At 34.6% G+C, this 25,619-nt stretch carries 19 protein-coding genes; 16 read left to right on the top strand and 3 right to left on the bottom strand.

The window, feature by feature from the left end:
* Positions 1-2: 2 nt before the first annotated feature.
* The 4 genes from J6D32_RS03330 to J6D32_RS03315 all read left to right on the top strand — a co-directional run bounded on the left by J6D32_RS03330 (position 3) and on the right by J6D32_RS03315 (position 4,037).
* Complete coding sequence (locus J6D32_RS03330; RefSeq protein ID WP_009606959.1) at positions 3-803, top strand: ABC transporter permease subunit; 801 nt, start codon at positions 3-5, stop codon at positions 801-803.
* A gap of 98 nt (positions 804-901) precedes the next feature.
* Positions 902-2,452: a nitrite/sulfite reductase gene (locus tag J6D32_RS03325; RefSeq protein ID WP_055163787.1), complete on the top strand. Its 1,551-nt coding sequence runs from the start codon at positions 902-904 to the stop codon at positions 2,450-2,452.
* 15 nt (positions 2,453-2,467) lie between these two features.
* Entirely contained in the window at positions 2,468-3,016 is a 549-nt protein-coding gene (locus J6D32_RS03320) for a DUF6512 family protein (protein ID WP_006784158.1), read from the top strand.
* A gap of 286 nt (positions 3,017-3,302) precedes the next feature.
* Positions 3,303-4,037 (top strand): YoaK family protein, encoded by a 735-nt coding sequence (locus tag J6D32_RS03315; RefSeq protein ID WP_009606960.1) that lies wholly within the window; start codon positions 3,303-3,305, stop codon positions 4,035-4,037.
* A gap of 55 nt (positions 4,038-4,092) precedes the next feature.
* Here J6D32_RS03315 and J6D32_RS03310 read toward each other — a convergent pair whose 3' ends face one another.
* Positions 4,093-4,755 (bottom strand): putative ABC transporter permease, encoded by a 663-nt coding sequence (locus J6D32_RS03310; RefSeq protein WP_006784156.1) that lies wholly within the window; start codon positions 4,753-4,755, stop codon positions 4,093-4,095.
* Between the two features lie 134 nt (positions 4,756-4,889).
* On the opposite strand from J6D32_RS03310, the gene tpx reads away from it, so the two are divergent.
* Entirely contained in the window at positions 4,890-5,378 is a 489-nt protein-coding gene (gene tpx, locus J6D32_RS03305; protein WP_006784155.1) for a thiol peroxidase, read from the top strand.
* Positions 5,379-5,430: 52 nt separating this feature from the next.
* Here tpx and J6D32_RS03300 read toward each other — a convergent pair whose 3' ends face one another.
* On the bottom strand, positions 5,431-6,084 hold the full coding sequence (locus J6D32_RS03300; protein WP_272155556.1) for a helix-turn-helix transcriptional regulator: 654 nt from the start codon (positions 6,082-6,084) through the stop codon (positions 5,431-5,433).
* 491 nt (positions 6,085-6,575) lie between these two features.
* Between J6D32_RS03300 and J6D32_RS03295 the strand changes: the two genes are divergently transcribed.
* The 10 genes from J6D32_RS03295 (at position 6,576) to J6D32_RS03250 (ending at position 22,925) form a co-directional block, all read left to right on the top strand.
* A complete protein-coding gene (locus J6D32_RS03295; RefSeq protein ID WP_006784153.1) occupies positions 6,576-8,489 on the top strand; it encodes an FAD-dependent oxidoreductase in 1,914 nt (637 codons plus the stop codon).
* A gap of 212 nt (positions 8,490-8,701) precedes the next feature.
* Positions 8,702-12,994 carry a 2-hydroxyacyl-CoA dehydratase gene (locus J6D32_RS03290; RefSeq protein ID WP_155232313.1) on the top strand — a complete coding sequence of 1,431 codons (4,293 nt, stop codon included), beginning with the start codon at positions 8,702-8,704 and terminating at the stop codon, positions 12,992-12,994.
* A 120-nt stretch (positions 12,995-13,114) separates the two neighbouring features.
* The gene (locus tag J6D32_RS03285; protein WP_009607205.1) at positions 13,115-14,164 is read left to right on the top strand and encodes an alpha/beta hydrolase; all 1,050 of its coding nucleotides are present in this window, start codon (positions 13,115-13,117) and stop codon (positions 14,162-14,164) included.
* A gap of 289 nt (positions 14,165-14,453) precedes the next feature.
* Positions 14,454-15,863: a PTS system trehalose-specific EIIBC component gene (gene treP, locus J6D32_RS03280; RefSeq protein WP_006784233.1), complete on the top strand. Its 1,410-nt coding sequence runs from the start codon at positions 14,454-14,456 to the stop codon at positions 15,861-15,863.
* 161 nt (positions 15,864-16,024) lie between these two features.
* Positions 16,025-17,680, top strand: a complete 1,656-nt coding sequence (treC, locus tag J6D32_RS03275) for an alpha,alpha-phosphotrehalase (protein WP_055163772.1) — start codon at positions 16,025-16,027, stop codon at positions 17,678-17,680.
* Positions 17,681-17,825: 145 nt separating this feature from the next.
* The gene (gene treR / locus J6D32_RS03270) at positions 17,826-18,533 is read left to right on the top strand and encodes a trehalose operon repressor (RefSeq protein WP_006784235.1); all 708 of its coding nucleotides are present in this window, start codon (positions 17,826-17,828) and stop codon (positions 18,531-18,533) included.
* A 198-nt stretch (positions 18,534-18,731) separates the two neighbouring features.
* Positions 18,732-20,027, top strand: a complete 1,296-nt coding sequence (locus tag J6D32_RS03265; protein WP_287467275.1) for a TrkH family potassium uptake protein — start codon at positions 18,732-18,734, stop codon at positions 20,025-20,027.
* Positions 20,028-20,494: 467 nt separating this feature from the next.
* On the top strand, positions 20,495-21,643 hold the full coding sequence (gene fucO, locus J6D32_RS03260) for a lactaldehyde reductase (protein WP_272155598.1): 1,149 nt from the start codon (positions 20,495-20,497) through the stop codon (positions 21,641-21,643).
* A 243-nt stretch (positions 21,644-21,886) separates the two neighbouring features.
* Positions 21,887-22,462 carry a putative ABC transporter permease gene (locus J6D32_RS03255; protein ID WP_006784238.1) on the top strand — a complete coding sequence of 192 codons (576 nt, stop codon included), beginning with the start codon at positions 21,887-21,889 and terminating at the stop codon, positions 22,460-22,462.
* Positions 22,437-22,925, top strand: a complete 489-nt coding sequence (locus J6D32_RS03250) for a DNA-deoxyinosine glycosylase (RefSeq protein WP_129821589.1) — start codon at positions 22,437-22,439, stop codon at positions 22,923-22,925. The genes J6D32_RS03255 and J6D32_RS03250 overlap by 26 nt, the downstream gene beginning before the upstream one ends.
* Before the next feature lie 44 nt (positions 22,926-22,969).
* Here the strand turns inward: J6D32_RS03250 and cls are convergent, their stop codons facing one another.
* Positions 22,970-24,505 (bottom strand): cardiolipin synthase, encoded by a 1,536-nt coding sequence (gene cls / locus J6D32_RS03245; protein WP_132942815.1) that lies wholly within the window; start codon positions 24,503-24,505, stop codon positions 22,970-22,972.
* A 166-nt stretch (positions 24,506-24,671) separates the two neighbouring features.
* Here cls and J6D32_RS03240 point away from each other — a divergent pair, with 166 nt between their 5' ends.
* The gene (locus J6D32_RS03240; protein ID WP_006784241.1) at positions 24,672-25,538 is read left to right on the top strand and encodes a MurR/RpiR family transcriptional regulator; all 867 of its coding nucleotides are present in this window, start codon (positions 24,672-24,674) and stop codon (positions 25,536-25,538) included.
* The last annotated feature ends 81 nt before the right edge of the window (positions 25,539-25,619 follow it).

Genomic DNA, 25,619 nt, shown 5'->3' with positions numbered 1-25,619 from the left:
ACGTGATAAATTTGACCTTGTTTAAACGGGAACTTAAAGCTAGCTACAAAGTTTTTCTCATTATTTTTGCTGTCTTAATGATGTATACAGGGATTATTACAGGAATGTTTGATCCAAAACTTGGAGAAGTGCTAGAACAATTTACACAGGTAATGCCAGAGTTAATGAGTGCCTTTGGAATGACGAATCCTGGAACAACGTTAATTGAATTTCTAGCTTCGTACCTTTATGGATTTTTGTTTCTCGTTTTCCCCATGATTTTTGAAATCATTTTGGCCAATCGTTTGGTTGCGCGTTATGTTGATCAAGGATCAATGGCTTATTTATTAGCCTCTCCTCTCACGAGAGGAAAAATTATCTTAACTCAAGCAACTGTGATGTGGACAAGTCTAGGTGCTTTAATTATGTTAATAACACTTGGTGAGATAGGTTTTGCACAGTTGATGTTCCCAGGAGAGTTAGATATGATGATTCTTTTTAAGATGAATATTGGTTTATACGTCCTACATTTAGCTATTAGCGGAATTTGTTTTTTTGCCTCTTGCATCAGCAATGAAATTAAATTATCCTATTCAATAGGAGCGGGTGTGCCTATTTTATTTTTGTTAATCCAGATGTTATCTAATGTTGGAGAAAAGTTAGAAATCTTTAAATATTTTACGATTTTTAGTTTATACCCTTCTAGTCAAATAGCATCAGGTGAAAAAAGTGCATATGGTTTTATGTGCATCTTGTTGATGATTGCACTGGCTCTATATGCATTAGGGGGATATCTATTTACGAAAAGAGATTTACCTGTCTAGCACCTGATAAGGTGCTTTTTTTCTCAACGTGCTAGGAATAAAATTCCTCTATTGAGACAAATTAAAAGTAGATTATAAAAAAATAAGGTGGTAGTAGAATGAGTCAGTTAAAAGAAGTGCTTCGTAACGAAATGAAGGATTTTCGTGAGAAGGGGCATCAATTTGTTAATGGTGAACTAAATATGATGCAATTTAAACATGTCTCAGGAGGATTTGGGGTCTATGCCCATAAAGGTGGAAAAGAATTCATGATTCGACTTCGTATTCCTTCTGGGATGTTAACATTTGATCAGTTGAATACAGTTTATAATCTGGCTACAAAATATCATATGGAACGAATTCATTTAACAACACGTCAAGCCATTCAACTGCATGGTTTATCAATTGATGAAGTATGTGATTTAATGGAAGAAGCACTTGACCATGATATTTACACACGAGGTGCTGGTGGAAACTTTCCACGAAATGTTGCTATTTCTCCACTCTCTGGTGTAAATCCACTTGAGGCTTTTGATGTGACACCGTATGCATGGGCCGCAGGTGATTACTTCTTAAAACAAATTTATACGTATCATTTACCTCGTAAATTAAAAGTCTCTTTTTCAAGCAGTAATGCGGATGAGGGACATTGTACCGTACAAGATTTAGGTTTCTTAGCGGTAACTCAGGAAGGTCAGCATTATTTTGAAGTTTATTTAGGTGGGGGTCTTGGACAAAATCCTAGATTAGCAGTTAAATATCCAACGTTAATTAATCCAAATGATGTTCTTTATCATTTAGAAGCAATGGTTAATTTATTTAAAGCTGAAGGTGATTATGAAAATCGTAATAAGGCCCGTGTTCGATATATCGTAGAACGAATGGGTGAAGAAGCTTTTATTGAAGCTTATCAAAAGCATTTAGATGAGGCAAAAAATAAAGGTGGTTTAGAATTAAATATTACACCACAAGAAATTCATAAAATTGGTTGTGAGTGTGACGTAGAATCAAAACGCCTTTTTGCACAAAAACAAGAAGGGTTATATAGTGTTTATCTTCACCCGATTGGTGGACAATTGGAAGTAGCAGATTTGAAAAAAATCTTAGATTATTTAGCTAATATTGAAGGGGTAGACATTCGTTTGGCTATGACCGAAGGTGTTTATTTTAGAAACTTAACGGGTAAAGAAGCAAAAGGATTGTTAGAATTAACTGAATCGATGGGAGGAGACACTCCGTTTGAGCATAGTGTTGCTTGTATCGGAATTCCAACTTGTCAAATTGGATTATGTAATAGTCAAGGTGTATTAAAACAGACAATGGAATATTTTAAGGAAAAACAATGTAAAACAGAAGTACTTCCCGCTGTTCATTTTTCAGGATGTGGAAATTCTTGTGGAGTACATCAAATTAGTGGAATTGGATTTACGGGTAAAAAGAAAAAGGTTGGTGCGACTGTAGAAGAATGCTTCACATTATGGATTGGTGGTAAATATGAAGTAGGAAAAACTCGTCTTGGTGAAGTCTTTGGTGAAATTCAAAAAACACGTATTCCAGAATTTTTATATGAACTAGCTCTTTCAGTTGAAGAGTCAGGACTAGACTTTGAAAGTTATATTAAGCAAAATGAAGAACAATTAAAAGAAATTACTCAAAAATACCTTGTTTAAAGGAGTCGTGATTTCATGTCATACTTTGATACTGTCCCCCCTCAAAAATGGATTTTAAAAGGGATTATCGGGCTATTTGTTTTAGCAGTTGGATTTCATTTTATCTATGATTTAACAGGACAAAATATGGTAGCGGGAATCTTCTCACCAGTGAATGAAAGTACATGGGAGCATTGTAAGGTTATTTTATGGCCGACTATTTTGTGGTGGACCATTTATTATTTTGTGAAACGTCATACGTATCGAATTGATGCTGCGAAATGGTTTACGAGCCAATTTATCTCTTTAGTCGTTGCAATACTTGCTGTTCCGGTTATGTATTACTTTTATACTGGTGCCTTTGGTATTGAAAATATGGCAATTGATATCTTTATCGTCTTTTTAGCTTTTCTAGTTGGACAGTACGTTGGATATCGAAATTATAAATATGGAAAAGGAATTCATGAAATGATTGCTTTGTTTTTGATTGCAGTCATTGTGATACTTTTTATTTGGTTCACTTTTAATCCGATTCATATCCCACTATTTCAAGATCCAACGACGGGGCTATATGGAATAAGTTGATAAAAAATGTTTGGATTTATTTAAAAAATTGAGTTTGGATATTGTTATTTTTAGGAGTTATCTTGAAAAAAGATAGCTCCTTTTTTTATTTTTCTAGCGATTTATAATGCTTTTAGTCTCTTACTTCAGCATATGATAAAACAAGAATATATAGATGAGTCTAGAAAGAATTTATCTGTATAAAAACTTTTAGGTTGAGGACAATTATGATCTTCATCAACAAGATTGAACTGCTAAGACTCATTTAAAAATATTTGGATTTATCTAATAAAAGGAGGGGAGGGCGATGGAAGAAAAAGTGTATATCCCTATTCATCAAACATTAAAAGTAGGCATGATGCTAGCTGTTGTTGGGGGATTTTTAGATGCTTATACCTATCTTTTGGAGGGGCATGTATTTGCGAATGCCCAGACTGGAAATATCGTCCTTTTATGTATACTTTTAGCAGAAGGACTTTGGTTAGATGCCTTATATTATCTAGCACCGATTTTATCATATTTTATTGGAATTTTAGTTACCGAAGCGATTCGAAAACACTATAAGGCAATCGGTCCAGGGATTTGGCGTATGCGCATGTTAACCATTGAAATCATATTACTAGCAATCATTGCTTTTACTGCTGATTTATTTCCATCAAGTATCATTAATGTTTCAATTTCATTTATTTCTGCTATGCAGGGATGCACCTTTAAAAACTTAGTTGGACAATCTTATGTGACAATGACCTGTACCGGAAATCTTCGTTCGGCTACACGCCATTTATTTCAGTATTTATCCACGAAGGATAAGGAATCCGGTCGAATTAGTGGGCGATACTATGCGATTATCGGATCATTTTGTATAGGTGCATTTTGCGGGACATTTCTAGTTCATCTCGTTTCAAAATATTCTATTTTACTTTGCTGTTTTCTTTTATTTATTGTCTTGAAAGTTTTATCACGTGCACATCATAAAAAACATGAAATAGAATCAGATGGAGATGATCAAATGTCTAATTTCCAAAATTATTTTGACTGTTAAATAGGTCTTAGTCTGACGTATCTAATAAAAAAATGCTCTTTTATAGAGCATTTTTTTATTCAATATAAACCATATTAGGATAAATTTTTTCCATGACTTCGTCAGGATAATAATCATCAAAAAATGCTTCAATTCTATTGCTTGGAGGTATTTCTAATCTTCTTTCAGATTGACGGTAAAGAGCCATAGCAGATGCCGATGTATTGAACACCATAAAGAAAACCAATATCCAAGTTAATGGAATACCAATATGATTTGGGATTTTTTCGATTAAGATAGAAGCTTTCGGGAAAATATATCGAATCCAAGCAATGGCTAATAATCCCCAAAATAATGAGTAAAGTAAATTAACTCGACCATTTAAATTGAACCAAAAATTACTATAGTCCCAAGATATAGTCCCAAAACATTGCTCTTGAAAATAGCTACAAATATATTCAAAAATACTTCCAATCACAAATCCTCCTGCTAAGATGATTCGGTCTGGTTTTTCTCTTAAAGGATAGAGGCCAGCGGTCATGCATAAAGCACCTAATCCGTAAACTAGATTAAAAGGCCCAAGAATTAAGCCAGTTCGACTCTCAATAACACCACGGGTTATCATACACCATATCGTTTCAATGACGACTCCTAAGAAGGATGCGACAAAAAAAAGCCAAAAAAGCTTATAAAAGTTTAATCCTTTAGCAAATGATGAAGGATGATGTGAAGTCACCATGATAGATCGCCTCCTACAGGACATTGTCCTAACGTATCTCTTAATAAAATATACAAAGAATAAAAAAAGGTAACATTAAAAACAGTTTTTTTAGCCATATTAAGATAGATAAGTTTAAATAAAGGAGTAGTTGTATGAATGTTAAATTTAAAGGAAATTATGTGACACTTGAAGGAACTCATGTTAAAGTAGGACACCCTTCTCCGAAATTTGTTGTGACTGATCAAGAATTAAATGCGGTTGAATCTAAAAATTTTACAGGTAAGAAGGTTTATGTTAGTGTTCCATCCATTGATACACCCGTTTGTGATACAGAGGTTCGTCGGTTTAATCAAGAAGCAGCAGCGCTTGATAATGTAAGTGTTTATGTCATTTCAATGGATCTTCCCTTTGCACAAGCTAGATGGTGTGGAGCGGCTGGAATTGATAACATACAAGTTTTATCTGATTATAAAAAACATGACTTTGGTATGAAGTTTGGAACGTATATTAAAGAATTAGGACTGTTAACTCGTGCTGTTTTTGTTGTAGATGAAACTGATACGATTACTTATGTAGAGTACTGTGAAGAAGTCACAGAAGAACCGAATTACGCTAATGTGTTACAGGCATTAAAACGATAAGTTGCTTTAGTGGTTATAAGTATCTTAATTATTTTGATGAATAAAAAAAATCCTACTCATTAGGATTTTTTTTGTTTTGATATAAAGAAGAATACGTTTTTCGATACTGTAAAGGCGTGATTTGATAGTAAGTTTTAAAGGATTTAAAGAAATAACTTTTATCATTAAAGCCAACACAATGCATGATTTCAGTTGTTGTTAAATTAGTGGTTATTAATAACCGTTTAGCATGCTCAAGTTTAAGTGAGAGAAGTTTTTTCGAAAAGGACTGGTGGAAAAGCTTTTTAAATAATGTTGAAAAATAGGCCGGATGAAAATTGAAATATTCAGCTGTTGAAGATAGCGTTGCGGTGCAAAAATTATCACTTAAATATTTTAAAATTTTCCCTTCATCATAGCATTGCATCATACTGGAGTCATGAATAACGAGGTAGGGAATATGATTTCGATCGAGTTGTGACATCAGAATCACTAACAACAGTTTATAGTTTTTAGCGGAATGCACAGCCTGTTTATATTGTGTCAATTCAGTTAAGAACAAATGAAGGGTTGAGAGAATGGATGAATCTTTTTGATAATCAAATAATAGATACTCATTTTTTGCATCTGTTAAATTTAATAAATCGTAAAAAATAGGGCAGTCTGCAATTTGTGAAACAATGAAGTTATCAAAAAAATCTTCATGACAGTCAAAGATAAAAACCACGTCAGTTGACTGTTTTTTTTGAAGTTTATAATGGCATCCTTTTTTTATAAACATAATGGAATAAGGCATGCAAATAATGGTTTCATTACCAATTATAAGTTTACATTTATTGAAAAATATCAACATGGTAAAACAGGATGATTTAGCTATAATTGATGAGATATCATCAGGTATCGTGCAGATTTGATAATGAAATAACTTATTAAATGAATTCTTTTTGGTATAAATATTTTTTGATTCATTGAAAGTAAAACCTTGATGGTTTTTTATTTGTAATGCTTTATGAAATGGTATAAAAGTCTCGTTGTTAATGATCAAATCAATCTCATCCTTTCGCCCCCTCATTCTACAATATCAAACTAAATTAAACAACATTTCTTAAAATAAACCACTTTTTTACTTATTAGGCTCAACTTACCACATTGTGAAATTTTGTTATAATATTCGTGTAAATCGTGAAAAAAATAACATATTTAAGGGGGTTCGTCTTAATGATGAACAAAGCTTTCAAAAAGACGACATTTAGCTTGATGTCTATCATGTTAGCGGCATCAGTTTTATTTGGATGTCAGTCAAATAATGTAACGGAAGAGCAACAGAATGATGCTACAACAGGTGCAACAACAGCTAATGTGGTTGCAGGAACATACACTGGAACGGCAGCAGGGTTTGGAGGAGATGTTGTCGCAACAGTTGAGGTTGACGATGAAGGAACAATTCTTTCAATTGACGTTGATGCATCAGGAGAAACACCAACGATTGGGGGAGCAGCTGCACCTAAATTAGCAGCATCGATTGTTGAACATCAAAGTCTTGCAGTTGATACGATTTCAGGTGCCACTGGAACGAGTAACAGTGTTTTAACTGCAGTAGAAGATGCGTTAGGACAAGCTGGTTTTGATGTAGAATTAATGAAAAATCGTAAAGTAACAAAAACAGGTGTTGATGAAGAAGTAACAGTTGAGTTAGTTGTTGTTGGAGCAGGTGGTTCTGGAACCGCTGCTGCTTTAGCTGCTGCGGAGGCTGGAACTGATGTTTTAATTATTGAAATGACTAACTCAGTTGGTGGAAACTCAATGTTAGCATCAGGAATGTTTGCGGTTGAGTCAACTTTACAAAAAGAAGAAGGATTAAACTTAACGGTTGATGAAGCTGTTTCTCAACTTTTAGAATTTAATCAATATTTATCAAATGGACCATTAACACGTGCTATTGTTGAAAAATCTGCTTCAACAGTTGATTGGTTAGAGTCATATGGAATGGAGTTCTATTTACCGTCAACAACAACTCAAGCAGCGCATGAAGATAACTTATACAAATGGAAAGCTTATCACAAGTTTGTTGATTCACAAGCAGGATTTGAGAATTTCTATACTCATTTAGAAGAAATGGGAGCTGAAGTTCGTACGAATACAAGCTTAAATGAAATTTTACAAGCTGAAGATGGAACTGTAACAGGAATCACAGCAACTAAAGAAGATGGTGGAATTTTAACTGTTAATGCGGATGCTGTTATTATTGCAACTGGTGGATATGGAGCAAATACTGAAAAAGTATATGAAAACTTACATACAGATTTAGTTTATTCATTAGGTGTTGCCAACTTTGGTGAAGGAATTGATGCTGCAATTGAAGCAGGAGGAATTCCTTGGGATTCATCAACTGCTTTATTACATGCCGCTCAATTGGCAAACTCTTCAACAGGAGCTCAAGGACATTCTGAAGACTTATTAACACAAGTTTTAATGGCACCATTATTATGGGTTGATGCTTCAGGAACACGTATCGGAAATGAAGATGCTATCTATGATACAGTATTCTGGTCAAATGTTGCCTATTCAGCAGGTGGACGTTACTACATCATTGTCGATGAAGCAACATTAGAAGATTTCTCAAATGGAGCAAACATTAAATTATCTGACGCAGGACCTGGATATACAGCAGGAACGGGAGACTTCGTTGCTATGGCAGATGCAGCTGTAGAAGCTGGTTCAGCATTCAAAGGAAGTACATTAGAAGAATTAGCAGCTTCAACTGGAATGAAAGTTGAAGAATTAGAAGAAACTGTTGCACGCTATAATACAATGGTTCAAAATAAAAAAGATACTGACTACGGTAAATCAGCAGATTCATTAGTTTATGAAGTATCTGAAGGAAATTACTATGCGTTTGAAGCACGTGCTGTTTATTTAGGAACAGTAGGTGGAGTTAAAGTCAATGAAAAATTAGAAGTCATTGATTTAGATTATAATGCTATTCCAGGATTATATGTGGTTGGTTCTTCAGCAGGTGGATATTATTCAAACGGAAGTTATCCTCCATATGAAGGATTAGCATGTGGATTTGCTTATACTTCAGGACGTATTGCAGGAGAAAATGCTGCACAATATATTCAAAACAAATAATATAGTTTTAAACTTTACAAAAAAACATGTCTAAAAATACCCTATAGTAAAAATATAAAAAAGCTAACTCAAATCTTGAGTTAGCTTTTTTTAGTCTAAATTGAAAAAACCATCCATATACTGTAAATGGAAAATATGAATCGAAAATTGATAAAAAGGAGTTAAGGAAAAGTTGTATCAATAAAGGAGGGGAGCAGGTTAGCTGCGTAAGTATGACACAAAAACTTATTCATATTGGGGTTGATGTGGGATCAACAACGGTAAAAGCCGTTATCTTAAATGAAAAAGAAGAGCTTCTATTTAGTTCATATGAGCGTCATTTTGCTGACATCTTAAAAACATTAACCGTTGTTTTAAAACAGGCGTATGAACAGTTTAAAGATTATAATATTACGGTGAATATGACAGGTTCTGGTGGAATTGCAATAGCTAAACATCTAAATATTCCGTTCATTCAAGAAGTTGTGGCTTCAACAAAAGTGACAAAACGTTACTATCCTCAAATTGATGTTGCAATTGAACTTGGGGGAGAGGATGCTAAAATCACATATTTTAAAGATGGAATTGAACAACGCATGAATGGAACTTGCGCAGGTGGAACCGGCGCATTTATTGATCAAATGGCATCGTTATTACAAGTTGATACCCTTGGGTTAAATGAGCTTGCAAAACATTATAAAGTCATTCATCCTATTGCTGCCCGTTGTGGGGTGTTTGCTAAAACCGATGTGCAACCTCTCATCAATGAAGGAGTCGCAAAAGAAGATATTGCTGTTTCAGTTTTGCAAGCTGTTGTCATTCAAACGATTAGTGGGCTTGCCTGTGGACGTCCAATTCGTGGAAATGTTGCCTTTTTAGGGGGACCTTTATACTTCTTATCAGAATTAAGAAATCGATTTATTGAAACTCTGGAATTAAAGCCTGAGGAGATCATTCTTCCTAATGATTCTCAACTATATGTAGCAAAAGGAGCTGCCTTATCCTCAATGGATTCTAAAGTGATCTCTTTTTCTCAGTTTGTGGACTCTTTACAAACGATTAAAGAGGTTCACACGTCTGAATCGGTTCGATTAGCACCGTTATTTGAATCAGATGATGAGTATGATTCTTTTATAAAACGTCATCAAATGTCCAAAGTAGGACGACGAGAGTTATCTACTTTAACGGGCAACTGTTTTTTAGGAATTGATGCTGGGTCCACGACAACAAAAGTTGCCCTCATTGATGAAGACGGGAACCTTTGTTTTTCTTATTATGGAAGTAATGAAGGCAGTCCTTTGCAATCAACGATTAGTGTTTTAAAAACATTGTATGACCAACTCCCTTTAGAGGCTCATATTGTTAAAGCTACTGTTACAGGATATGGAGAGGCCTTATTAAAAGCTGCCTTAAAAGTGGATATTGGTGAAATTGAAACGATTGCCCATTATAAGGCGGCAGATTTCTTTTGTCCGGGTGTCGATTGTATTTTAGATATTGGTGGACAGGATATGAAATGTTTAAAAATTAAAAATGGAAATATTGAAAGTATCCTATTAAATGAAGCTTGTTCTTCAGGTTGTGGGTCTTTTTTAGATACTTTTGCAAAATCAATGAATTTGAGCATCGAAGACTTTGCGAATTCTGCTATCAATGCTTCGAATCCGGTTGATTTAGGATCGCGATGTACGGTTTTTATGAACTCAAGAGTCAAGCAGTCACAAAAAGAAGGTGCCAAAGTAGGGGATATTTCTGCAGGGCTTTCATATTCAGTTATTAAAAATGCTCTATTTAAAGTGATTAAACTTAGAAATCCTGAAGAATTGGGACAAAAAATTGTGGTTCAAGGTGGAACTTTTTATAATGATGCTGTTTTAAAAGCTTTTGAAAAGTTATCAAATCGTCAAGCTATTCGACCGGATATTTCAGGAATTATGGGTGCTTTTGGAGCTGCTTTAATTGCAAAAGAGCGTTATGTAGAAGGGGAAGTCTCAACGTTAATTAATCAAGCATCATTAGAACATTTTGAGTTAACTAGTCGAAGTGCAAGATGTGGATTATGTTCAAATAACTGTTTACTGACTATTCATAAATTTAAAGATGGCGAACGTTTTACGATGGGAAATCGATGTGAACGAGGGGCCGGTAAAATGGCAGAAGTACGTCCTATTCCTAACTTAGTTCGTTATAAATATAATCGTTTATTTAATTACAAAACCATTGAACCATCGGTTGCGAAACGAGGAACTGTTGGAATTCCACGTGTTTTAAATATGTATGAAAACTATCCATTCTGGGTCACCTTTTTTACAAATTTAAACTTTAGTGTGATTTTATCCGATCCTTCTTCTAATCAGCTTTATGAGAAAGGGATGGAGACCATTCCATCTGAATCGGTTTGTTATCCTGGAAAACTCGTGCATGGTCATATCATGAACCTCGTTGAAAAAAAGGTGGATTTTATCTTTTATCCATCGTTAACTTATTCTAAACAAGAAGATAAAAAGGCAGATAATCACTACAACTGCCCAATTGTTATTTCATATCCAGAAGTGATTAAAAATAATTTAGACGTCTTACGTGAAAAAGATATCTTATACCTTAAACCTTTTCTGCCATTTGATCAAAAAGATAAATTAGCTAAACGATTGCACGAAGTTTTTAAAGATTTTAATATCCCCTGGAAAGAAATTCGTGAAAGTGTTGATAAGGGATGGAAAGAGTTTGAGAATTTTAAACGAGATATTCGTGAAAATGGTCAATTAACACTGGCCTATTTAGAGGACCATAACATGAAAGGGATTGTGTTGGCAGGTCGTCCTTATCATGTTGATCCGCATATTAATCATGGAATTCCTGAGATGATTAATTCACTTGGAATGGCTGTATTGACAGAGGATTCAATTTCTCATTTAGGTGAAGTAGAGCGACCACTTCGTGTAATGGATCAGTGGACTTACCATACTCGCTTATATAATGCCGCAAGTTATGTTGCAACTAGAGATGATTTAGAATTGGTACAATTAAATTCTTTCGGATGTGGACTTGATGCGGTGACAACAGATCAGGTACATGATATTTTAGCTGCTCATTCAAAAGTTTACACAACATTAAAAATTGATGAAGGCCATAATTTAGGGGCTGCAAGAATTCGATTACGCTCTTTAAAAGCAACGATGCTTGAGAGAGAAAAAAATCATTTTAAGCGTCTTAAAGTGGATAATACTTATCATCCGATTGAATTTACAACAGAAATGAAAAAAACACATACTATTTTAGCTCCTCAGATGTCACCGATTCATTTTGGCCTCTTACAAGCTGCTTTTCAAGCATCAGGGTATCAAGTAGAAGTTCTTCCATCTCTTGACCATGAAGCGGTTGATGAGGGGTTAAAGTATGTAAATAATGATGCCTGTTATCCCGCTATTTTAGTTGTTGGCCAAATGATTCACGCCTTAAAATCTGGTAAGTATAACCCAAATGAGACATCTTTATTAATTACGCAAACAGGTGGAGGATGTCGCGCAACGAACTATATTGGATTTTTAAGAAAGGCACTTCAGGATGCAGGTTTTGAACAAGTTCCAGTTATTTCATTAAGTGCCCAAGGATTTGAAAAAAATGAAGGATTTAAAATAAGTTGGCCACTGATTAACCGTGCTTTAATGGCGTTAGTTTACGGTGATTTATTAATGAGTTTATTATATCGAACACGTCCGTATGAAATCGTTAAGGGGTCAGCTAATCAACTATATATAAAGTGGGAACAGATTTGTAGTACGGCTTTAATGGCACCTAATCAAACACAATATAAAGAAAATATTGAGGATATGATTAAAGATTTTGAAGCTTTACCAATTCGTCGTATTAGAAAGCCACGTGTTGGATTAGTAGGAGAAATCTTAGTAAAGTTTCATCCAACGGCTAATAATAATGTTGTAGAATTGGTTGAGGCTGAAGGAGCAGAAGCTGTAGTCCCAGGACTCATTGATTTCTTATTATATTGTTCCTATTCCAAAGAAGATAAATTATTATTGAAATCAAAATGGTCTAAGCTCTTGGGACAATCAGTCATTCAGGTCATTGAGAAGTACCGACGTCTAATGAAAGAGGCTCTTAAAAATAGTCACTTGATTGAACCACCTAAAACCATTAAAGAAATAGCACAAGGTGCTGAATCTGTTGTTTCTTTAGGTCATAAAACAGGAGAAGGTTGGCTATTAACAGGGGAAATGATTGAACTGATTGAAATGGATGTAAAAAATATTATTTGTATGCAGCCTTTTGCCTGTTTACCAAATCATGTGACGGGGAAAGGAATGATTAAAGAACTTAAACGACTGTATCCAGGAACTAATATTGTGGCTATCGATTATGATCCTGGTGCGAGTGAGGTCAATCAACTGAATCGTATCAAACTAATGATTTCAACTGCTTTTGAGAATCTTAAGGAAACTTCAAATTTTGCTAACCAGCCAAATGCATCTCAGGAGATAAGTCAGTTAAAAGATTTAGTTACGACATAGTAAAAGGAGCTAGAAATAGCTCCTTTTTTGAAATCGTTGACAATTAATTATCTACATGTTAGACTAACGGAAATATAAAGATAGGTATACATTATAGATGATTATTTTTAGGAGGCCATCATGATTTTAAATTATCAACAATGCTTAGACAAATTATCGAAAATTAAAATGATTACGATTAATGGCGTACCAACACAAATAAAAGAAGTACCGGAATTAACGAAGGGACTTGACCCACGTGTAAAGATTCAGCGATTAAAACCAAAAGTAGAATTCTCAAAAGTTGATGATACGGTATTTGAAGGAATTGAAATTGGTCGTATCAGACAGGGAATGGGATTTGATAACTTGGATATCAGTGAAGGAATTATCGTAAAACATGAAATCTTAGATGGTGTCCCAGTTCGAATTTATTATCCTATCAATCATAAAGGGTTATTACCAGCGCTTATTTTTATTCATGGTGGGGGATTTTATGGTGGAGACTTAAATGTAGTTGAAAATCCATGTAAAGCAATGGCTCAAAAAGCGCACGTAGTCGTTGTTTCAATTGATTATCGTTTATCTCCTGAGGCTCCTTTTCCACATGGATTAAATGATTGTGACACTGTTGTAAATTATATTTTTAATCATGCTAATGATTTAGGAATTGATTCCAATCGTGTTGGAATTTCGGGTGATAGTGCAGGTGGTAATTTGGCTGCAGGTTGTGTATTAAGAGATGTCAAAAGTTTAAGAAGAATTAAGTATATGGCTTTATTATATCCAGTTGTTTCATTATCAGAAGAAGGTTATCAATTTAGTTTAGATCAGTATACATTTGAGTCTGATGATGAATTAGTTAAGCGTACGATTCATAGTATAAAAAATTGCATGCCGTTAATCAATGAGTTATATGTTCGTGATGAAATACCACTTGTTCATCCAGAATTATCTCCATTAATGGTAGAGGATTTGAGTCAATTTCCAAAAACTTTGATTGTGAGCGCAGAGTATGATTTTTTACGTTTACAGGATGAGGCATACGTTAATCGTTTAAACGCAGCCGGAGTTGAAGTTAGGTATATTCAGTATAAGGGGATGGATCATGCCTTTTTAGATAAGTGTGGCGTTTATCCGCAAGCAGAAGATTGTATGAATGAGATAGCGAAAGATTTAAAAAAATTATAGTTAAAATCATCAGTTTATGCTGATGATTTTTTTATTTTTTAAAAAAAATTTTAGGGAAAAATAATAAAAATAAAGATGATGAAAGCGTGATAATATCAATGGTTTTGTCGTGTTTTGTCGAAGGAGTTTTTTTGAAAATGTATACATAAAAAATGTAAACGGTGTAAAAACTGTGTTGACAAACATATACGTACAGGTTAGAATAAGTGTGTAGCAACAAACATATACGTACATGTTTGGGGATGAAGGACATGAACGATTCATAATAAAAAATTTAAGGAGGTACATTATGGGGAAATTTACTCAAGAGGCTCAACAACTCTTACAATTTGTTGGTGGAAAAGAAAACGTTGCCGTTGTCACACACTGTATGACACGTATGCGATTTGTTTTAAATGATCCAAAAAAAGCTGAAGTAGAAAAAATTGAAGCTTTACCATGCGTAAAAGGAACATTTACACAAGCAGGACAATTCCAAGTTATTATTGGAAATGACGTTGCCGTATTTTATAATGAATTCAAATCTGTAGCAGGTATTCAAGATGCAAGTAAAGAAGATGTAAAAGAAGCTGCTAAATCAAATATGAGTTGGATTCAACGTTTAATGGCTAACTTAGCTGAAATTTTCTCACCATTAATTCCAGCTATCATCATTGGTGGGTTAATTTTAGGATTTAGAAATGTCATTGGTGACATTAAAATGTTCGAAGATGGAACAAAGACATTAGTTGAAATCTCACAATTCTGGTCAGGTGTTCATAGCTTCTTATGGTTAATTGGGGAAGCAATCTTCCACTTCTTACCGGTCGGAATTACATGGGCTGTAACTAAGAAAATGGGAACGACACAAATTCTTGGTATTGTTCTAGGGATTACATTAGTTTCACCACAGTTATTAAATGCTTACGCAGTTGGTGGAGATGCAGTCGCTCCAGTTTGGGATTTTGGATTTGCTCAAGTTAATATGATTGGATATCAAGCACAAGTTATCCCAGCCATGTTAGCCGGATTTACTTTAGTTTACTTAGAGCGATTCTTCAAAAAAATTACACCAAATTCAATCTCAATGATTATTGTTCCATTCTTCTCATTAGTACCAACTGTATTATTAGCACACACAGTACTTGGTCCTATTGGATGGGCAATTGGTTCTTGGATTTCAGGAGTTGTATATGCTGGATTAACATCATCATTCTCATGGTTATTTGCTGGAGTTTTTGGATTTGCTTATGCACCATTAGTTATTACAGGATTACACCATATGACAAACGCAATCGACTTACAGTTAGTTGCTGAGTTTGGTGGAACAATGTTATGGCCAATGATCGCTTTATCAAATATTGCTCAAGGTTCAGCTGTTCTTGGTATGATTTATGTAAATCGCAAAAATGAAGAAGAAAAACAAGTTTCAGTTCCTGCTTGTATCTCAGCTTACTTAGGGGTAACTGAACCAGCTATCTTCGGTATCAATATGAAATACGGATTCCCATTCATTGCCGGAATGATCGGTTCGGGAATTGCAGCAGTTATCTCAGTTGCAACAGGTGTTATGGCTAACTCGGTAGGTATTGGTGGATTACCTGGTATCTTATCAATTCAACCAGCACACATGTTAATGTTTGCAGTAGCAATGGTGGTTGCGATTGTTGTTCCATTCATCTTAACTGTTGTACTAGCAAAACGTAAATTAAAAAAATAAAAATCGAGTCTCTTGATATGGAAAGGTACAATCCTTACCAGCTAGGAAATACTCGGGTATGAAATAATATTATAAGAAAATAATTTTGGGTTTAGGGTTCACTTCTTTAAGAAGTTGTTCCCTTTTCTCGCATTCTCATGAAAAATAGGAGGGCTTACATCATGAAAAACTTTAAACAAAGCGTTGTTTATCAAATCTATCCAAAATCATATAATGATTCGAATGGAGATGGACTCGGGGATTTAATTGGGGTAGTAGAGAAATTAGATTATTTAAAAGAACTTGGAGTCGATTACATTTGGTTAACTCCATTCTATATCTCGCCACAAAAAGATAACGGATATGACGTAGCTGATTATTACAACATTGATCCACGTTTTGGAACGATGGAAGATTTCGAATTATTAGTGGAACAAGCACAAGCTCGTGGAATTGAGATTATGCTTGATATGGTATTTAACCATACCTCAACTGAGCATCAATGGTTTAAAAAGGCGATGTCAGGTGATGAAACTTATAAAAACTTCTATATTTTCAAAGACGGAAAAGAGGGGCAAGCTCCGACAAACTGGATTTCTAAATTTGGTGGATCTGCTTGGCAATACGTTGAAGAATTTGATCAATACTATTTACATTTATTCGATGTCACACAAGGTGATTTAAACTGGGAAAACGAAGCAGTACGCCAAGAAATTTATAAAGTAGTTAACTTCTGGTTAGAAAAAGGGGTTAAAGGATTCCGTTTAGATGTTATTAACTTAATCTCAAAACCTGAAGTTTTTGAAGATGATACAATCGGAGATGGACGTCGTTTCTATACAGACGGACCTAAAATTCATGAGTACTTAAAAGAATTAAACGAAAACTCATTTGGTAAACATCCTGATGTGATTACAGTAGGGGAAATGTCTTCAACATCTGTTGATAATTGTATAAGATATTCAAATCCAGAGGAAAAAGAATTATCAATGGTGTTTAATTTCCACCACTTAAAAGTGGATTATAAAGATGGAGATAAGTGGACATTAATGGACTTTGATTTTGCCATGTTAAAAGATATTTTCAAAGAGTGGCAAGAAGGTATGCAAGCTGGAAATGGATGGAGTGCAGTCTTCTGGTGTAACCACGATCAACCACGTGCGATTTCACGATTTGGAGACGACGTGAATTATCATAAGGAAAGTGCTAAGATGTTAGCATCAACGATTCACTTAATGCGTGGAACACCATACATTTATCAAGGTGAAGAATTCGGAATGAAAAATCCTTATTTCACAACAATTGAACAATACCGTGATGTCGAAGCCATTAATTACTTCAATATTTTAAAAGAGCAAGGAATTGAAGAAGAAGAAATTTTAGAAATCTTACGTGCTAAATCACGTGATAATTCTCGTACGCCGGTTCAATGGGATGCGACAGAGAATGCTGGATTTACAAGTGGAACACCTTGGATTCCAGTGGGTGCATCATACGAAGAAGTCAATGCAGAAGCAGCTTTAAAAGATCAAGATTCAGTCTTCTATCATTACAAAAAATTAATTGCTTTACGTAAAGAGTATGACATTATCTCAGATGGTAATATTGAAATGATGTTAATGGATCATCCACAAGTATTAGCCTATATGCGTACCTTAGATAATCAAAAATTAATTGTTTTAAATAATTACTATGGAAAAGAAACAGAAGTTGAAATGCCAGTTGAGTTAGTGAGTGATGCTAAAATTTTAATTTCAAACTACAAAGATAGCCAGCAGTTAGCAGAAAAAATCACACTTCGTCCATATGAATCAATTGCTTACTATATTGAAAACTAATTAGAAAAATAATAAGTCATTTCGATAGAATTTTAATAAGAAACAATGAGTTATCCCACAAAAAGCAGTAAATTTTTTCTTTGAAAAAGTTTTACTGCTTTTTATCTTATCCGTATATGTGTTAAAATGTTTTACGGTGATGACGATGGATAAAAAATATTTAAGAGTCTATAATGACATTGTAAGTCAAATTGAAAGTGGTATTTATGAGCCAACAAGTATGTTACCTTCTGAGAAAAACTTAATTAACCACTATCAAGTCTCAAGAGATACCGTCCGTAAAGCGTTAAGTATGTTAGAACAACATGGATATATACAAAAGACAAAAGGAAAAGGGTCTTTTGTACTTGATATAAATAAATTAAATTTCCCAGTTTCGGGAGTTGTCAGTTTTAAAGAAATTACCGAGCGCTCAGGTCGTAATGCAAAGACAACTGTTGAACTTTTAGAGAAACAAATTCCACGAGAATCGATTCGTAAAAACTTGGAATTAAATGCTGAAGAACCTGTGTGGAAAATTGTCCGTTCTAGAACCATTGATGGCGAAAAGGTTATTTTAGATAAAGACTATGTGGTTTGCAAATATGTTGATCATTTAACAGAGGAAGCCTGTCAAGATTCATTATATGAATATATTGAAGGTGAACTTGGTTTGAAAGTGGCATATGCTAATAAAGAAATCACAGTTCAAATGGCAACCGATGAGGATCGAAAATACTTAGATTTAAAAAACTTTGATATGGTGGCGGTTGTTAGAAGTTATACCTATTTAGTGGATACAAGCTTGTTCCAATATACTGAATCTCGCCATCGACCGGATAAATTTATTTTTGTTGATTTCGCGAGAAGATAGTAAAAGATAAAACTCAGTTAACTATTTATAAAATTTTTCAAAGGCTAGAGGTATACATTCTAGCTTTTTTTATAGGTCCATGATATGATAACAAAAAATGAATTTAGTCAAAATTTGGTTATTTTCGACATTTGTCAGAGTTATAATAGTGTCATATTATCATAAAAGAGAAGAGAGTATAAGTTGGAGGGAAGATTTGTGTTACGGACTAAACGTTTAGGACCGACTCAATATGTTGCTTTAGGTTTTATGTCAGTTATTCTAATAGGATCTGTTTTACTTGCCTTGCCAATTGCGCATATGCCAGGGACTTATGTCAGTTATATCGATGCTTTATTTACCTCAGCCAGTGCAGTTACCGTGACCGGTTTGATTGCCATTGAAACAGCTGAACATTTTAATGCTTTTGGTCGTCTAGTCATTGCATTACTGATTCAAATAGGTGGGTTAGGGGTAACCTCAGTAGGTGCTATTTTTATCTTAGTGATGCAAAGGAAATTTGGAGTTTATCATCGATTATTATTGATGGAAGGGCCGAATTTTAATTCGTTGAGTGGAGTGGTTCGATTAGTTAAATCGGTCTTACAATTAACTCTGGTGATTGAGTTAGTAGGCATGATTCTTAGTTTTTTTACATTCATTCAACATTATCCGTTTTGGGAAGCTTTAGGAATCAGTGCCTTTCATGCGATTGCTTCCTTTAATAACGCGGGATTTGATATTTTAGGTGGAGGACAGAATTTAATTCCATACCGACATCATTATGTGTTGCTATTGACAACAGCTACTCTAATTGGGTTAGGAGGGATTGGATTCGTCACCATGCTTGATATCTATCATAAAAGAAATTTCAAAAAATGTAGTATGAATACAAAGATTGTCATGGTAACAACAGCCTCTTTATTAATCATCGGAACCATTTTGTTAAAATTATCAGAAGGCTTTAGTTGGTTTGATGCCTTCTTCCATAGTATTTCGGCACGTACAGCTGGTTTTTCTACCATTCCTATTGATGATTTTTCACAAGCTGGACTTCTTATTTTAATGGTCTTAATGTTTATTGGGGCATCTCCTGGTTCGACCGGTGGTGGAATTAAAACAACGACGTTATTTACCATTATAAAAACTATTAAATCTTTTGCCACTAATCGTCCTGTTACAGCCTTTTATCGCCGAATTCCAGCTGAAAGTATTATTAAGGCATTTAGTGTTTTTTTACTAGCAATCTCAGTTGTATTTGTTGGAACGTTTTTTATTTTATTGATTCAACCTGAGTTATCACTTCAGAGTATTTTATTTGAAGTGATTGCCGCAACAGGAACAGTCGGATTATCAACTGGAATTATACCGAGCTTAAATATAGCGAACAAACTCATCTTGTGTATCATCATGTTTATTGGGCGTTTAGGTCCATTTAGTATTGCCTGCTTATGGGCTTATCAAACAGCAGCACCAAGATTTAATTATCCCGAAGAACAAATAACGATAGGTTAATTAAATTTTAAAATCCAATAAGTGATACCAATTAAATAAAAATCCTAGTCGCTTTGTGACTAGGATTTTTATTAGCTTAATTTTCTTGAGATATTTTCTAATCTAGGCTTTATCCGAGAAAGACTGAGTACGTAGGTTCTATTAATTTAATTCACTCGAAGAGCGATACGTCTAAATGAATGACAGGTTCATTTCTTAACCTTTCCAATTTGATTCATTTAAAAAGAGATTAAAATAATAAAGTCGGATGTTTCCTTTATTTTTTGACGATTTTCTTTACTGAGAAAGCATTATAATAGTCTTGCTTTTAGTTGATAAGGTGATAGATTTTGATGACTTGAATATGAACTTTATTAACTAAAAAGAAGGGATAACTTTATCTTAGTGATAGAATTAAAGCATAATGAAGTTGCTAAGTATTATTTTAAGTAGCGAGAGGCTACTGATGAGAAAAGGGGAATTGGAAAATGGCAAATCGTATTGTTTTGAATGAAACATCTTACCATGGGGCAGGATCTATTCAAGTGATTAAAGACGAAGTGTTACGCCGTGGATTTAAAAAGGCATTTGTTTGTACCGATCCAGATTTAATTAAGTTTGGGGTAGCGGATAAAGTCACAGCTGTTCTAGATGAGGTAGGATTACCTTATGAAATTTATTCAGATATTAAAGCAAATCCAACAATTGAAAATGTTCAGCATGGAGTAGCAGCGTATCAGGCATCAGGAGCTGATTATATCATCGCGATTGGTGGAGGATCATCAATGGATACGGCAAAAGCAGTTGGAATTATTATTAATAATCCAGAGTTTTTGGATGTTCGTAGTTTAGAAGGTGTCAGCCCAACTAAAAATCCAAGTGTCCCAATTATTGCCGTTCCAACCACTGCTGGAACAGCGGCTGAAGTGACCATCAATTACGTTATCACAGATGTTGAGAAAAAGCGTAAATTTGTATGTGTCGATACACATGATATTCCAGTCATTGCAATTGTTGATTCTGAAATGATGTCTTCAATGCCAGCAGGTTTAACGGCAGCAACAGGAATGGATGCCTTAACACATGCGATTGAAGGATATATTACAAAGGCAGCCTGGGAGATGACGGATATGTTCCATTTAAAAGCCATCGAAATCATTGCTAAATCATTACGTGGAGCAGTTGCTAATACAAAAGAAGGTCGCGAAGGAATGGCACTTGGACAATATATTGCAGGAATGGGATTCTCAAACGTAGGTCTTGGAATTGTTCATTCAATGGCTCACGCATTGGGAGCTGTTTATGATACACCTCATGGGATTGCAAATGCAATTTTATTACCAACAGTTATGGAATTTAATGCAGATGCAACAGGTGAAAAATACCGTGAAATTGCACGTGCAATGGGAGTAGAGGGTGTTGATCATATGACACAAGATGAGTATCGCCAAGCTGCAGTTGATGCTGTTCGTCAATTATCAGCAGATATCAATATTCCAGCCGATTTAAAAGAAATCGTGAAAGAAGAAGATATTCAGTTCTTAGCTGAATCAGCAGTAGCTGATGCTTGTGCTCCTGGAAATCCAAAAGAGGCAAGCCTTGAAGATATTATTGGGTTATATAGATCATTAATCTAATTTAAAACATAAGCACACACACTAAAAAACATCTATCAAGGTGACTTGAATAGATGTTTTTTTTATTAATCACCATATTTGTTAACCTTCTTCCATTCTTTTTAATGAGTGGAAAAAACTATTTGTTACAATAAAATTCCAATTTATTTATAGTTTAACGATAAAAGGAAAAAATAAAAAGAGGTGGAGTATGAATTTAGGGGAGAGGGAACAAACTATCACTAAAAACAGGTGGTGTCTAGTATGTATTACGCATGGTACTTTTTATTTAACTTCTTTTTATATGGTGTCATTGGATGGATGATCGAACAATTTTATTCTTATATGCTAACAGGACAAATGAAAAAAGATGGCTTTTTATATGGACCTTTCAAACCGATGTATGCAATCGCAATGGCTTTGCTCATCTTAATGAAAGATACGTTTTTACTATCGCCAATTTCCATTTTAATACTGTGCCTTATCGTACCAACAACCGTTGAATATTTATCAGGACTTCTGACGCGTCATATTTTTCATCAGGACTACTGGGATTACTCTATGCTAAAATTCAATTTACAAGGACTAATCTGCCCTCAATTTTCAATCTGTTGGATGATCCTCACGTTTATCGGAGTTAACTATTTTCAACCAATGCTCGTCGATCCATTTATCAATCAACACTTTTCTTCGTGGTTCGTCATCTGTCCTTTCATTTGCGGTGCCTTCATGATAGATGAAGCCTTAACCTTAAAAAAATTCATTAGAAAACATGCTATAATAAAAGAAATTTCTAATGAAGAAGGTGAACTAGATGGCAGTCGTCGAACATATCTTTAAGCCAGTGTATGATGAAAATTCAAGAGTCTTAATACTAGGGACCATGCCCTCTCCAAAGTCTAGAAAAAATGGGTTTTACTATGGTCATCCCCAAAATCGATTTTGGCCTGTCCTAGCAGACATCTTTCATGAAGAATTACCACGTACCAATGAAGATAGACTAGCTTTCCTACATCGTCACCATATTGCCCTTTGGGACGTATTAAAAAGTTGTGACATAGAAGGAGCCTCTGATGCTAGCATTAAAAATCCAATTCCAAATGATTTAAGCATGATCCTAAAACAAGCGCCTATTCACGCCGTCTTTACAACCGGAAAAAAAGCAGCCGAATTCTATACAAAATTTTGTTACCCTAAAACAAACATTCCTTGTATCGTGCTCCCATCTCCAAGCCCTGCTAATCGCAGAATAAAAGATGAAGAACTTAAAACACAATACCAAGAAATCTTAAAATATATCTAAAGAGGATTCATAAAAAAAGGAGTTCCAAATCGGAACTCCTTTTCCTACATTAATGGGGCAAAAATTCGTAAGAAAGCATAAATGAACTTTTTGTACCATTTAATATTATGGCAATCTTGTAACGTGATTAATTGGCAGACTTTCAAGGTCTCAACATAATCATCGTAAATGGTTTTAATACTACTATTTTTATATAACCAAGCTCCGCACTCATAATGTAAGTATAAACTGCGGTAATCAAGATTAATCGTTCCAACAACGGCATACTCGCCATCTACCACAAATGTTTTAGAATGAATGAATCCAGGTGTATATTCATAAATCTTCACACCATCTTCAATTAAGAAAGCATAGTTAGCACGAGTTACGGCGTGAACAAACCATTTATCACCAATATGCGGGGTCACAATTCTGACATCGACTCCACGTTTAGCGGCTTGTGATAAAGCCGTAATCATTTCATTATCTAAAATCAGATAAGGCGTATTGATATAAACATAATCTTTAGCCGAATTAATTAAATTTAAATAAACGGTCTCCCCAACCGATTCATTATCTAGTGGACTATCCGTAAACGGCTGAACAAATCCATCACTTTCAAACGATTCTTTGTGATGAATATGAGGACGGAAAGGTTCGTAATCTTCATTCGTTTTACGAAGGAAATCCCACATCGTTAAAAACATGACGGTAAAACTCCAAACCGCATCGCCCTTAATCATAATCGAAGCATCTTTCCAATGCCCATGTTTTTCATAGCCGTTAATATACTCATCTCCAATATTAATGCCGCCTGTAAAAGCAGTATGTCCATCAATAATCGCAATTTTACGGTGATTACGATTATTCATACGAAGTGTTAAAAACGGAACGAATGGATTAAATACGCAACACTTAATTCCCATTGCTTCAAGCTTTTTATCATAGCCAGAAGGAAGTAAAAATAAACAACCGAAATCATCATAAACGACGCGTACATCAACCCCTTGCGCCGCTTTTTCTTTTAAAATCTCTAAAATCGTATCCCACATCATCCCTTCATCAATGATGAAGTATTCTAGGAAGATATAATGTTTTGCTTTTTTTAATTCTTCAAGTAAACGTTCAAACTTTTTTTCTCCGGGTGTAAGGTACTCAGTTGTGGTGTTTTCATAAATAGGCCCCTGTGCATAATCCAAAATATATCTGGATTGATTAAAGGCCCGCTTATCAAGAGTTTTAAGTTTTTCAGTAATGTCAGCATCCTGTATTAAACATTCTCTCATCTTCTCATTGATAGGCTTCATTTCATTTAAAAACTTTTTACGAGTTTGATCACTACTAAAGAGAATATAAAATAATCCCCCAAAAATCGGAACCAGCATAATTGGAATAATCCAAGCAATTTTGTAAGCTGGATTTAAACGATTATTTAAGATTCCCATCACAACGACTACACTCAGTAAGACACAAAAAGCATAAAAGTAAACAAAGTATTCTTGGAACCGCCAAATCACAACGATTAAGATTAAGGCTTGTAGGGCGATCAGCATTCCACAAAAGCCAACACGTCCAAGTAATATTCTTAATGTTTTTCTCATTCATTCAACTCCCCTTTAATTGGTTGAAACTATTGAAAATTAACACCTTATGGAAAGATATTATAGCAAAACTTAAGACTCCCGTAAACAGATATCAGATGAGATAACGTTGTCAGCCAGTCATCATTTCAGTTAAAATAAAGAGAGAAAAGAAACGGGTGAAATCATGAAGCTAGTAACGGAATTAAAAGAACTAAAGCAACTCAACAAACTAACGAACTCCGAAATTCAAGTGGTCGATTACCTCCTTGACTATCCACAAGAAATTGCTAAACTATCATCACGTCAATTAGCCACTTTAACGCATACCTCAGCTGCAACCGTTGTTCGAGTTTGTCAAAAAGTCGGCATGAGTGGTTATGGGGAATTTAAATTAAAATACCTTCAAGAAATTAGTCAAACCCCAAGACACATTAATCGAGAAAATCCAATTACCTCAAATGAGTCCATTCATACTATTTTAAACAAAGTAGCCGCCTTAAAAATGACCGCTATCGAAGAAACCAAAAAAGGAATTGACCTTGATCAATTGACACGAGTGGCTAAACTTTTAAATCACTCAACTTTTATCGACCTTTATGCTTTTGATAACAACTTGCATCTAGCAAAATATGCAGCTGCCAATTTTCTTTATGCAGGGAAAAATAGCGCGATTCAAGACGGAAGTAACGCTCAGTTCATGCAGGCTATGGTGTCAAGTGAAGGTCATGTTGCCATGATGATCAGTCGGACTGGAGAAAACGTCATGCTCGCTCGGATAGCAAAACTTCTTCAAGAAAAGAATATTCCAATCATCATGATAACAGAATCTAAAAATTCAACATTAGCGGGTTTAAGCACTGAACACCTTTATGTGTATAACGTTCACCGTTTTTCAGATATGGGAACTTTACTTTTTCAAACGTCAGCTGAATATATTTTTGAGTTATTATTTGCGATTCTTTTTTCGCAAAATTTTGAAAATAGTATCAGACAAAATAAAAGATACGAAGAGATTAATGAATATCACGATTTATACAAAAAGTTTTTGTAACACTGTTTCAGTTTTAAATCCTATTTAGTTGATGATTTTGAATCATTCAACCAGGTCTTTTGACATCTATTGAAACGAAGG

The organism is Turicibacter sp. (assembly GCF_017941855.1).
GTDB lineage: Bacteria > Bacillota_I > Bacilli_A > MOL361 > Turicibacteraceae > Turicibacter > Turicibacter sanguinis.
This window is presented reverse-complemented; position numbering and strand designations above follow the sequence as displayed.